The organism is Streptococcus parapneumoniae, assembly GCF_037076355.1.
GTDB lineage: Bacteria > Bacillota > Bacilli > Lactobacillales > Streptococcaceae > Streptococcus > Streptococcus parapneumoniae.
Window position 1 is genome coordinate 303,314 of record NZ_AP026968.1, and the last position, 13,143, is coordinate 316,456.

Consider the following 13,143-nt stretch of genomic DNA (forward strand, 5'->3'; position numbering starts at 1 on the left):
CAAATGGTTCAATTATTATTCACTCTAAGCAGTCACATGCTCTTTATTTATGTGAGTTTTTACCTTTTAAAGGATCTTGTTAGATGGGAAAAGGTTTTAAAAGTGACAGATGAGAATACAAGAAAAGTTCGTTTATTAGTAGCCTTTTTCAGCATTGTCATGGGCTACATCCTGAGTTCTTTCTTTATCAGCCTATATCAGTTGTGGCAAGAAGCGCTTAGAGGATTATTATAAAATCAAGAGTAAAGGAAACGAGTATGGACAAAATTGTGGTTCAAGGTGGCGATAATCGTCTGGTAGGAAGTGTAACCATCGAAGGAGCAAAGAATGCAGTCTTGCCCTTGTTGGCAGCGACTATTCTAGCAAGTGAAGGAAAGACAGTCTTACAGAATGTACCGATCTTGTCGGATGTCTTTATTATGAATCAGGTAGTTGGTGGTTTGAATGCCAAGGTTGACTTTGATGAGGAAGCCCATCTTGTTGAGGTGGATGCTACTGGCGACATCACTGAGGAAGCCCCTTATAAGTATGTCAGCAAGATGCGCGCCTCCATAGTTGTCTTAGGGCCAATCCTTGCCCGTGTGGGTCATGCCAAGGTATCCATGCCAGGTGGTTGTACGATTGGTAGTCGCCCTATCGATCTTCATTTGAAAGGTCTGGAAGCTATGGGGGCTAAGATTAGCCAGACTGCTGGTTATATCGAAGCTAAGGCAGATCACTTACATGGTGCCCATATCTATATGGATTTTCCAAGTGTTGGTGCTACGCAGAACTTGATGATGGCTGCAACCCTAGCTGATGGGGTGACAGTGATTGAAAATGCTGCGCGTGAGCCTGAGATTGTGGACCTAGCCATTCTCCTCAATGAAATGGGAGCCAAGGTCAAAGGTGCTGGTACAGAGACTATTACCATTACTGGTGTTGAGAAACTTCATGGTACGACTCACAATGTAGTCCAAGACCGTATCGAAGCAGGAACCTTTATGGTAGCTGCTGCCATGACTGGTGGTGATGTCTTGATTAAAGACGCTGTTTGGGAGCACAACCGTCCCTTGATTGCTAAATTGCTTGAAATGGGAGTGGGAGTGACGGAGGAGACTGAAGGCATTCGCGTTCGCTCTCAACTAGAAAATCTAAAAGCTGTCCATGTAAAAACTTTGCCCCACCCAGGATTTCCAACGGATATGCAGGCTCAATTTACAGCCTTGATGACAGTTGCAAAAGGCGAATCAACCATGGTGGAGACAGTTTTCGAAAATCGTTTCCAACACCTAGAAGAAATGCGTCGTATGGGCTTACACTCGGAGATTATCCGTGATACAGCTCGTATTGTTGGTGGACAAGCTTTGCAGGGAGCAGAAGTTCTTTCAACTGACCTTCGTGCCAGTGCAGCCTTGATTTTGACAGGTTTGGTAGCACAGGGAGAAACTGTGGTTGGTAAATTGGTTCACTTGGATAGAGGTTACTACCGTTTCCATGTGAAGTTGGCACAGCTAGGTGCTAAGATTCAGCGGATTGAGGCAAATGATGAAGATGAATAAGAAATCAAGCTACGTAGTCAAGCGTTTACTTTTAGTCATTTTGGTACTGGTTTTAGGGCTTCTAGCCCTAGGAATCGGTCTAATGGTCGGCTATGGAATTTTGGGCAAGGGTCAAGATCCATGGGCCATCCTGTCTCCAGCAAAATGGCAGGAATTGATTCATAAATTTACAGGAAATTAGGCTGGGAGACCAGCCTTTTTATAAAGATAAGGAGAAATATGAACAAAAAAACAAGACAGACACTGATTGGCTTGCTAGTGTTATTGCTCTTATCTGCGGGGAGCTATTATATTAAGCAGAATGAACTAGGCAATCAGGCTGCTAAGACAAAAATAAGTCAGAAAAGTCAATCACCAGACGCGCCTAGTCAAGAATTGGCAGAAAGTGTCTTAACAGACGCAGTCAAAAGCCAAATAAAAGGGAGTCTGGAGTGGAACGGGGCTGGTGCTTTTATCGTCAATGGTAATAAAACAAACCTAAATGCCAAGGTTTCAAGTAAGCCCTACGCTGATAATAAGACAAAGACAGTAGGAAAGGAAACTGTTCCAACCGTAGCTAATGCCCTCTTGTCTAAGGCTACTCGTCAGTACAAGAATCGTGAAGAAACTGGGAATGGTTCAACTTCTTGGACTCCTCCAGGTTGGCATCAGGTCAAGAATCTAAAGGGCTCTTATACCCATGCAGTCGATAGAGGTCATTTGTTAGGCTATGCCTTAATCGGTGGTTTGGATGGTTTTGATGCCTCAACAAGCAATCCTAAAAACATTGCTGTTCAGACAGCCTGGGCAAATCAGGCGCAGGCCGAGGATTCGACTGGTCAAAACTACTATGAAAGCAAGGTGCGTAAAGCCTTGGACCAAAACAAGCGTGTCCGTTACCGTGTAACTCTTTATTATGCTTCAAACGAGGATTTAGTTCCCTCAGCTTCACAGATTGAAGCCAAGTCTTCAGACGGAGAATTGGAATTTAATGTCCTAGTTCCCAATGTTCAAAAAGGGCTTCAACTGGATTACCGAACTGGAGAAGTCACTGTTACTCAGTAAAATACAAAATAAACTCCTATGTCACTTATGGATGTAGGAGTTCTTTTTTCTAGTTTAAGCAGGGATAGAATAGGTACTAAGAAAAAATAATATGTACTGAGCTAATTTTTGTGATATAATAAGTGACAAGATACTATTTTAGGAGAAGAACTATGGAAGACCCAAGTAGTCAGAATTTGTTGCTACAATTTGTTTTATTGTTTATCTTGACGGTATTAAATGCCTTTTTCTCAGCCACAGAAATGGCCATGGTTTCTCTTAATCGTGCGCGGGTTGAACAAAAGGCGGAAGAAGGAGACAGACGCTACATCCGCCTGCTGAAGGTACTAGAAAATCCTAACCACTTTTTATCAACCATTCAGGTAGGAATCACCCTGATTACAATCTTATCAGGGGCGAGTTTAGCTGATACTCTAGGACGTGTGATTGCCTCTTGGCTTGGGAATGGCGAAACAGCACAAGCCGTGGCAACTTTTCTATCCTTGGCATTTTTGACCTATATTTCCATCGTTTTTGGGGAATTATATCCTAAGAGAATCGCTCTTAATCTAAAGGATGCCTTGGCAATTCGTACAGCGCCGGTTATCATTGGGATCGGAAAACTAGTCAGTCCTTTTGTTTGGCTTTTAGCTGCTTCGACCAATTTCTTGAGCCATTTGACTCCTATGTCATTCGATGATGCGGATGAAAAGATGACCCGTGATGAAATTGCCTATATGCTGACAAATAGTGAAGAAACATTGGATGCTGATGAGATTGAGATGCTACAAGGTGTCTTTTCGCTCGATGAACTGATGGCACGAGAGGTTATGGTTCCTCGAACGGATGCCTTTATGGTGGATATTCAGGATGATAGTCAAGCCATTATCCAAAGTATTTTAAAACAAAATTATTCTCGTATCCCGGTTTATGATGGGGATAAGGACAATGTAATTGGAATCATTCACACCAAGAGTCTCCTTAAGGCTGGTTTTGTGGACGGTTTTGATAATATTGTTTGGAAGAAAATCTTACAAGATCCACTTTTTGTACCTGAAACTATTTTTGTGGATGACTTGCTAAAAGAATTGCGAAACACTCAAAGACAAATGGCAATCTTGCTGGATGAATACGGTGGGATGGCTGGTTTGCTAACCTTGGAAGACCTTTTAGAGGAAATTGTTGGTGAAATCGATGATGAAACGGACAAAGCAGCAATAGATGTTCATCAGATTGGCGAGGATACCTATATTGTTCAAGGAACTATGACCCTCAATGATTTCAATAATTACTTTGATGTTGAACTGGAAAGTGATGACGTTGATACCATCGCTGGTTATTATTTGACAGGAATTGGAACCATTCCAACGACTGAGAAACTCAGTCATGAATTGGTCAGCCAAAACAAACAGCTTATCTTAACCAATGATAAAGTGAAGAATGGACGTGTTACCAAGGTAAAGGTCCAAATTACCGAAGTCGAAATAGAAGAAGAAACAGAGTAAACTAGAGGCTTTTGTCACCAGGCGTGACGAAGCTTTTTTCAGTTTCAAAGGTTCTTTAATGACTTTATAGCAAAGAGCACGAGAGACTGGAGTCTATTTCGGTTAATTCATAGGGAAGTCGTATTCTGGGAAAACTCAGCCCCAAACTTGCCCCAAAACTATCCGTATTTATCAGAAGAAAAAATAAAAAAAGCCCTTCAAATTGGGCTTTCTGTTCATTTGAAACCTGATAAATCAAGTTATAGAAGGCGGTAGACGGATTTGAACCGACGATCAAGCTTTTGCAGAGCCGTGCCTTACCACTTGGCTATACCGCCTTAACGTTTCTTATTATACCTTGAAAATGATTTTCAGTCAATAGCTTTTTCAGTTTTTTGTACTATAGTGTGATTCGAATGTGATGCTAAGTTTTCTATGGGAAAAAGATTACCAAAAATCTACTGAATCCCCTTGAAAAATCTAGCTAAATAGGGTATAATGTAAATAATCATTTGTCGTAGGTTTTGTCTGAAATATTGTCCAGACAAGGCTCACAGCAGTTAAATCTTCTGAAAAAGTCAGATTTAGCTGCTCTTTTTGTGCTTTTTTTCAGGATTTCGAGTATTTGTAACACAGACTTAAAGATTCTGAAAATTCGTCAAGAGGACACGGTGATAGGGGTTTTACAACCATATGACGATTAGAAAAGCCTGATTGATAGGCTTGGAACTTATTTACAAAGGAGAATCATCTTGGCAGGACATGACGTTCAATACGGGAAACATCGTACCCGTCGTAGTTTTTCAAGAATCAAAGAAGTTCTTGACTTACCAAATTTGATTGAAATTCAAACTGACTCATTCAAAGATTTCCTAGACCATGGTCTGAAGGAAGTGTTTGAAGATGTATTGCCAATTTCAAACTTCACAGACACAATGGAGTTGGAATTTGTTGGATATGAAATCAAGGAACCAAAATACACGCTAGAAGAAGCTCGTATCCACGATGCTAGCTACTCAGCACCAATTTTTGTAACCTTCCGCTTGATCAATAAAGAAACAGGCGAAATCAAGACCCAAGAAGTTTTCTTTGGTGATTTCCCAATCATGACAGAAATGGGTACCTTCATCATCAATGGTGGTGAACGTATCATCGTATCTCAGTTGGTGCGCTCACCAGGTGTTTACTTTAACGATAAAGTTGATAAAAACGGTAAAGTGGGCTACGGTTCAACGGTTATCCCTAACCGTGGAGCTTGGTTGGAACTTGAAAGCGACTCAAAAGACATCGCCTATACTCGTATCGACCGTACTCGTAAGATTCCATTTACAACCTTGGTTCGTGCCCTTGGTTTCTCAGGCGATGATGAAATCTTTGATATCTTTGGTGATAGCGAATTGGTTCGCAACACTGTTGAAAAAGATATCCACAAGAACCCAATGGATTCTCGTACAGACGAAGCTTTGAAAGAAATCTACGAACGCCTTCGTCCAGGTGAACCTAAGACTGCTGAAAGCTCACGTAGCTTGCTTGTAGCTCGCTTCTTTGACCCACGTCGCTATGACTTAGCAGCAGTTGGTCGTTACAAGATCAATAAAAAACTCAATGTTAAAACACGTTTGCTCAACCAAACCATTGCTGAGCCATTGGTAGACCCTGAAACAGGAGAAATCTTGGTAGAAGCTGGTACAATCATGACTCGTAGCGTGATTGAAAGTATTGAAAGCCATTTGGATGGTGACTTGAACAAGATTGTTTACATTCCGAATGATGCAGCGGTTGTGACTGAGCCAGTTGTTCTTCAAAAATTCAAGGTTGTTGCACCAACTGATCCAGACCGTGTTGTAACCATCATTGGTAATGCTAATCCAGATGACAAGGTTCGTATCGTCACTCCTGCTGATATCCTTGCTGAGATGAGCTACTTCCTCAACTTGGCTGAGGGACTTGGCCGTGTAGATGATATCGACCACCTTGGAAACCGTCGTATTCGTGCGGTTGGTGAATTGCTTGCCAACCAAGTACGTCTTGGACTTTCTCGTATGGAACGTAATGTCCGTGAACGTATGTCTGTTCAAGATAACGAAGTCTTGACACCACAACAAATTATCAATATCCGTCCTGTAACAGCTGCGGTGAAAGAATTCTTTGGTTCATCACAGTTGTCACAGTTCATGGACCAACACAACCCACTTTCTGAGTTGTCTCACAAACGCCGTTTGTCAGCCTTAGGACCTGGTGGTTTGACTCGTGACCGTGCCGGATATGAAGTACGTGACGTGCACTACACTCACTATGGTCGTATGTGTCCTATCGAGACACCTGAAGGACCTAACATCGGTTTGATCAATAACTTGTCATCTTACGGACATTTGAACAAGTATGGTTTTGTTCAAACACCATACCGTAAGGTTGACCGTGAAACCGGCGTTGTTACAAACGAAATCGTTTGGTTGACAGCCGATGAAGAAGATGAATATACTGTAGCTCAGGCAAACTCTCGTCTGAATGAAGATGGAACCTTTGCTGAGAAGATTGTCATGGGACGTCACCAAGGGGTCAACCAAGAGTATCCAGCGAATGTTGTTGACTACATGGACGTATCACCAAAACAGGTAGTTGCCGTTGCGACAGCATGTATTCCTTTCTTGGAAAACGATGACTCCAACCGTGCCCTCATGGGAGCCAACATGCAACGTCAGGCTGTGCCATTGATCAATCCTCAGGCACCTTACGTTGGTACTGGTATGGAATACCAAGCAGCCCACGATTCAGGAGCTGCTGTGATTGCTCAGTATGATGGTAAAGTTACTTACGCAGATGCTGACAAGGTAGAAGTTCGTCGTGAAGATGGTTCATTGGACGTTTACCACATCCAAAAATTCCGTCGTTCAAACTCAGGTACCGCTTACAACCAACGTACGCTTGTTAAAGTTGGCGATGTCGTTGAAAAAGGCGATTTCATCGCTGACGGACCTTCTATGGAAAATGGAGAAATGGCGCTTGGACAAAACCCAATCGTTGCCTACATGACATGGGAAGGTTACAACTTCGAGGATGCCGTTATCATGAGCGAACGCTTGGTGAAAGACGATGTCTACACATCTGTTCACCTTGAAGAATACGAATCAGAAACACGCGATACAAAGCTTGGGCCTGAAGAAATTACTCGTGAAATTCCAAACGTTGGTGAAGATGCCCTTAAAGACCTTGACGAAATGGGTATTATCCGTATCGGTGCTGAGGTTAAAGAAGGTGATATCCTTGTAGGTAAAGTAACACCTAAGGGTGAGAAGGACCTTTCAGCTGAAGAACGTCTCTTGCACGCTATTTTCGGAGACAAGTCTCGTGAAGTGCGTGATACTTCTCTTCGTGTACCACACGGTGCCGATGGTGTCGTTCGTGATGTCAAGATCTTTACACGTGCAAATGGAGATGAGTTGCAATCAGGTGTTAACATGCTGGTTCGTGTCTACATCGCTCAAAAACGTAAGATCAAGGTCGGAGATAAGATGGCCGGACGTCACGGAAACAAAGGGGTTGTCTCTCGTATCGTTCCTGTAGAAGACATGCCTTATCTTCTAGATGGAACTCCAGTCGACATCATGTTGAACCCACTTGGGGTGCCATCACGTATGAATATCGGTCAGGTTATGGAGCTTCACCTTGGTATGGCAGCTCGTACTCTTGGTATTCACATCGCAACACCAGTCTTTGACGGAGCAAGTTCTGAAGACCTTTGGTCAACTGTTAAAGAAGCAGGTATGGATAGTGATGCTAAAACAATCCTTTACGATGGACGTACTGGTGAACCGTTTGATAACCGTGTGTCAGTTGGTGTCATGTACATGATCAAACTCCACCACATGGTCGATGATAAATTGCACGCTCGTTCAGTCGGACCTTACTCAACCGTTACTCAACAACCACTCGGAGGTAAAGCTCAGTTTGGTGGACAACGTTTCGGTGAGATGGAGGTTTGGGCTCTTGAAGCCTACGGTGCCTCAAATGTCCTTCAAGAAATCTTGACTTACAAGTCTGACGATATCAACGGACGTTTGAAAGCTTATGAAGCCATTACAAAAGGAAAACCAATTCCAAAACCAGGTGTTCCAGAATCCTTCCGAGTTCTTGTCAAAGAATTGCAATCTCTTGGTCTTGACATGCGTGTCCTAGACGAAGATGACCAAGAAGTGGAACTTCGTGACTTGGATGAAGGAATGGACGAAGATGTCATCCACGTAGATGACCTTGAAAAAGCCCGCGAAAAAGCAGCACAAGAGGCTAAAGCAGCCTTTGAAGCTGAAGAAGCTGAAAAAGCAACAAAAGCGGAAGCAACAGAAGAAGCTGCTGAACAAGAATAAGCAGTTCACTTAGAATAGAAAGGGAAGAAATAGTGGTTGATGTAAATCGTTTTAAAAGTATGCAAATAACCCTAGCTTCTCCAAGTAAAGTCCGTTCATGGTCTTATGGAGAAGTCAAAAAACCTGAAACAATCAATTACCGTACTTTGAAACCAGAACGTGAAGGACTCTTCGATGAAGTCATCTTTGGTCCTACAAAAGACTGGGAATGTGCTTGTGGTAAGTACAAACGCATTCGTTACAGAGGGATTGTTTGTGACCGCTGTGGGGTTGAAGTAACGCGTACAAAAGTTCGTCGTGAGCGTATGGGGCATATCGAATTGAAAGCTCCTGTATCTCACATCTGGTACTTCAAGGGGATTCCAAGTCGTATGGGCTTGACCCTTGATATGAGCCCTCGTGCCCTCGAGGAAGTTATCTACTTTGCGGCTTATGTGGTGATTGATCCTAAGGATACACCACTGGAGCACAAGTCTATCATGACAGAGCGCGAATACCGTGAGCGCTTGCGTGAATATGGTTATGGATCATTCGTTGCCAAGATGGGTGCCGAAGCCATCCAAGACCTTTTGAAACAAGTAGATCTTGAAAAAGAAATTGCTGAACTCAAAGAAGAGTTGAAAACAGCTACTGGACAAAAACGTGTCAAAGCTATCCGTCGTTTGGATGTTTTGGATGCCTTTTACAAGTCTGGAAACAAACCTGAATGGATGATTCTCAACATCCTTCCAGTTATTCCACCAGATCTTCGTCCAATGTTGCAGTTGGATGGTGGCCGTTTTGCCTCATCTGACTTGAATGACCTTTACCGTCGTGTTATCAACCGTAACAACCGTTTGGCTCGTTTGCTTGAGTTGAATGCACCAGGTATCATCGTTCAAAATGAGAAGCGTATGCTTCAAGAAGCGGTTGACGCTTTGATTGACAATGGTCGTCGTGGTCGTCCAATCACAGGACCAGGTAGCCGTCCGCTGAAATCATTGAGCCACATGCTTAAAGGTAAACAAGGACGTTTCCGTCAAAACTTGCTCGGTAAACGTGTTGACTTCTCAGGACGTTCCGTTATCGCCGTTGGTCCAACACTTAAGATGTACCAATGTGGTGTGCCACGTGAAATGGCGATCGAGCTCTTTAAACCATTCGTCATGCGTGAAATTGTCGCTCGTGACATCGTGCAAAACGTGAAAGCAGCTAAACGCTTGGTCGAACGTGGAGATGAGCGTATCTGGGATATTCTTGAAGAAGTGATCAAAGAACACCCAGTACTTTTGAACCGCGCACCGACCCTTCACCGTTTGGGTATCCAAGCCTTCGAGCCAGTCTTGATTGATGGTAAGGCCCTTCGCTTGCACCCGCTTGTCTGTGAAGCCTACAATGCCGACTTTGACGGGGACCAAATGGCCATCCACGTACCGCTTTCAGAAGAAGCCCAAGCAGAAGCTCGTATCTTGATGCTCGCTGCTGAGCACATCTTGAACCCGAAAGATGGTAAACCAGTTGTTACTCCATCTCAGGACATGGTTTTGGGTAACTACTACTTGACCATGGAAGAAGCTGGTCGTGAAGGTGAAGGAATGGTCTTCAAAGACCGTGACGAAGCGGTTATGGCTTACCGTAATGGTTATGTTCACCTTCACTCACGTGTTGGTATCGCAACAGACAGCCTCAACAAGCCTTGGACAGAAGAGCAAAAACACAAGGTATTGCTTACAACAGTTGGTAAAATCCTCTTCAACGACATCATGCCAGAGGGTCTACCATACTTGCAAGAACCAAACAATGCCAACTTGACAGAAGGCGTTCCAGCTAAATACTTCTTGCCACTTGGTGGAGATATCAAGGAAGCAATCAGCAATCTTGAACTTAACCCTCCATTCAAGAAGAAAAACCTTGGAAATATCATCGCTGAAATCTTCAAACGTTTCCGTACGACAGAAACTTCTGCCCTACTTGACCGCATGAAGAACCTCGGTTACCATCACTCAACTCTTGCAGGATTGACAGTGGGTATTGCCGATATCCCAGTCGTTGATGACAAGGCTGAAATCATTGAAGAATCACACAAACGTGTAGAACAAATCACAAAACAATTCCGTCGTGGTATGATTACAGACGACGAGCGTTACAATGCTGTTACAGCTGAATGGCGTGCTGCCCGTGAAAAACTTGAGAAACGCTTGATTGCCAACCAAGATCCTAAGAACCCAATCGTTATGATGATGGACTCTGGAGCCCGTGGTAACATCTCAAACTTCTCACAGCTTGCCGGTATGCGTGGTCTGATGGCTGCTCCGAACGGACGTATCATGGAATTGCCAATCCTTTCAAACTTCCGCGAAGGTTTGTCGGTATTGGAAATGTTCTTCTCAACTCACGGTGCGCGTAAAGGTATGACCGATACGGCCCTTAAGACAGCCGACTCAGGTTACTTGACTCGTCGTTTGGTTGACGTTGCCCAAGATGTTATCATCCGTGAGGACGACTGTGGAACTGACCGTGGTCTCTTGATCCGCTCTATCGCAGAAGGAAAAGAGATGATCGAGTCTCTCGAAGAGCGTCTCAATGGTCGTTACACTAAGAAAACTGTTAAACATCCAGAAACTGGTGCAGTTATCATTGGTCCAAATGAATTGATTACAGAAGACAAGGCGCGTGAAATTGTCAATGCTGGTGTGGAAGAAGTGACTATCCGCTCTGTATTTACATGTAACACTCGTCATGGTGTCTGCCGTCACTGTTACGGTATCAACTTGGCGACTGGTGATGCAGTTGAAGTTGGTGAAGCAGTTGGTACAATCGCTGCCCAATCTATCGGGGAACCTGGTACACAGCTTACAATGCGTACCTTCCACACGGGTGGGGTTGCCTCAAATACCGATATCACTCAGGGTCTTCCTCGTGTCCAAGAAATCTTTGAAGCCCGCAATCCTAAAGGGGAAGCGGTTATCACAGAGGTTAAAGGACAAGTTACCGCTATCGAAGAAGATGCATCAACTCGTACCAAGAAAGTCTTTGTTAAGGGTGAAACTGGCGAAGGTGAGTACGTCGTTCCATTTACAGCTCGTATGCGTGTAGAAGTTGGAGACCAAGTAGCGCGTGGTGCTGCTCTTACAGAAGGTTCTATCCAACCAAAACGTCTCCTTGCAGTCCGTGATGTCTTGTCAGTTGAAACTTACCTCCTCGGTGAAGTACAAAAAGTTTACCGTAGCCAAGGGGTAGAAATCGGTGACAAACACATCGAGGTAATGGTTCGTCAAATGATCCGTAAAGTCCGTGTCATGGATCCAGGAGATACAGACCTTCTCATGGGTACCCTTATGGATATCAATGACTTTACAGATGCTAACAAAGATGTCCTTATCGCAGGTGGAGTTCCAGCGACAGGTCGCCCAGTCCTTATGGGAATTACCAAAGCCTCACTTGAAACAAATAGTTTCTTGTCAGCGGCTTCCTTCCAGGAAACAACTCGTGTCCTTACAGATGCAGCTATCCGCGGCAAGAAAGACCATCTCCTTGGACTTAAAGAAAATGTTATCATCGGTAAGATCATCCCAGCAGGTACTGGTATGGCTCGCTACCGTAACCTTGAACCACATGCTATCAACGAAGAAGAATACCTTAATCCTCCAGTAGAGGAAGAAGGAAATGAAGAAACAACAGAAGTAGTTGTGGATACTGCCGTTGAAACTGTGGAAGAAACAGTAGAATAAGAGAGAATGAGAGAGCCCTCGGGTTCTCTTTCTCTTTTCTGAAAACTTTCTCCATTTTTCCATGAAATGTGGTAAAATAATACTCAATGAAAATCAAAGAGCAAACTAGGAAACTAGCCGCAGGTTGCTCAAAGCACTGCTTTGAGGTTGTAGATAGAACTGACGAAGTCAGCTCAAAGCACTGCTTTGAGGTTGTGGATAGAACTGACGAAGTCAGCTCAAAGCACTGCTTTGAGGTTGTGGATAGAACTGACGAAGTCAGCTCAAAGCACTGCTTTGAGGTTGTAGATAAGACTGACGAAGTCAGTAACATATACCTACGGCAAGGCGACGATGACGTGGTTTAAAGAGATTTTCGAAGAGTATAAAAGAAAGAAGCTGACAAAGGAGACAGGTATGGAACAAACATTTTTTATCATTAAACCAGACGGTGTAAAAAGAGGATTAGTAGGCGAAGTCTTGAAACGCATCGAACAACGTGGATTTACAATCGAAAAATTGGAGTTGCGTACACAGCTTTCAGAAGAGTTGATTGACCAGCACTATCAGGACTTGGTTGGTCAGAGTTTTTATCCACCGATTCGTGAATTTATGACTTCAGGCCCAGTTCTTGTGGGTGTCATTTCAGGTCCCGAAGTAATCGAAACTTGGCGGACTATGATGGGGGCAACTCGTCCAGAAGAAGCTTTACCAGGAACGATTCGAGGTGATTTTGCAAAAGCTGCTAGTGAAAACCAAGCTATTCAAAATGTTGTACATGGTTCAGATTCAGAAGAGTCAGCTAAGCGAGAAATTGCTCTTTGGTTTTAAGAGTGGATTGGCTCAATCAATTGGTTAAAAGCTCATTTGAATAGAAAGTATAGTCAATTAGTTTAAGACATGACGCATAATATCAAATTTTTTAGTTTTTGATATGGTGCGTTTTTTGATTAAGTGACTATTAGTTCGTCTCGCTCCGTTAGGTGCGAGACAAAAAAACACCCGCTATGCGGGTGCGCGTCGAAGGTTATACCAAAAAACT

General features: G+C 43.5%; 8 protein-coding genes and 1 tRNA gene. 8 read left to right on the forward strand and 1 reads right to left on the reverse strand.

Annotated elements, in window-relative coordinates; genetic code table 11:
- Positions 1–3 precede the first annotated feature (3 nt).
- From SP4011_RS01695 to SP4011_RS01715, 5 genes are all read left to right on the forward strand, one after another.
- Complete coding sequence (locus SP4011_RS01695) at positions 4–234, forward strand: DUF1146 family protein (protein WP_014017351.1); 231 nt, start codon at positions 4–6, stop codon at positions 232–234.
- A gap of 23 nt (positions 235–257) precedes the next feature.
- Positions 258–1,541 (forward strand): UDP-N-acetylglucosamine 1-carboxyvinyltransferase, encoded by a 1,284-nt coding sequence (gene murA / locus SP4011_RS01700; RefSeq protein ID WP_000358020.1) that lies wholly within the window; start codon positions 258–260, stop codon positions 1,539–1,541.
- Positions 1,534–1,722, forward strand: coding sequence for a DNA-directed RNA polymerase subunit beta (locus SP4011_RS01705; RefSeq protein WP_044012464.1), 189 nt, complete (start codon positions 1,534–1,536; stop codon positions 1,720–1,722). Before murA ends, SP4011_RS01705 begins: the two co-directional genes overlap by 8 nt.
- A 38-nt stretch (positions 1,723–1,760) precedes the next feature.
- Positions 1,761–2,585 carry a DNA/RNA non-specific endonuclease gene (locus tag SP4011_RS01710; RefSeq protein ID WP_338619581.1) on the forward strand — a complete coding sequence of 275 codons (825 nt, stop codon included), beginning with the start codon at positions 1,761–1,763 and terminating at the stop codon, positions 2,583–2,585.
- Between the two features lie 152 nt (positions 2,586–2,737).
- Complete coding sequence (locus tag SP4011_RS01715) at positions 2,738–4,069, forward strand: hemolysin family protein (RefSeq protein ID WP_338619583.1); 1,332 nt, start codon at positions 2,738–2,740, stop codon at positions 4,067–4,069.
- A gap of 246 nt (positions 4,070–4,315) precedes the next feature.
- On the opposite strand, the gene SP4011_RS01720 is transcribed toward SP4011_RS01715, so the two are convergent.
- A tRNA-Cys gene (locus SP4011_RS01720) sits at positions 4,316–4,386 on the reverse strand.
- A gap of 414 nt (positions 4,387–4,800) precedes the next feature.
- Between SP4011_RS01720 and rpoB the strand changes: the two genes are divergently transcribed.
- The 3 genes from rpoB to ndk all read left to right on the forward strand — a co-directional run bounded on the left by rpoB (position 4,801) and on the right by ndk (position 12,932).
- Entirely contained in the window at positions 4,801–8,412 is a 3,612-nt protein-coding gene (gene rpoB, locus SP4011_RS01725) for a DNA-directed RNA polymerase subunit beta (RefSeq protein ID WP_338619585.1), read from the forward strand.
- A gap of 32 nt (positions 8,413–8,444) precedes the next feature.
- The gene (gene rpoC, locus SP4011_RS01730; RefSeq protein ID WP_000228746.1) at positions 8,445–12,122 is read left to right on the forward strand and encodes a DNA-directed RNA polymerase subunit beta'; all 3,678 of its coding nucleotides are present in this window, start codon (positions 8,445–8,447) and stop codon (positions 12,120–12,122) included.
- A 396-nt stretch (positions 12,123–12,518) separates the two neighbouring features.
- Complete coding sequence (gene ndk / locus SP4011_RS01735; protein ID WP_218764446.1) at positions 12,519–12,932, forward strand: nucleoside-diphosphate kinase; 414 nt, start codon at positions 12,519–12,521, stop codon at positions 12,930–12,932.
- Positions 12,933–13,143 lie beyond the last annotated feature (211 nt).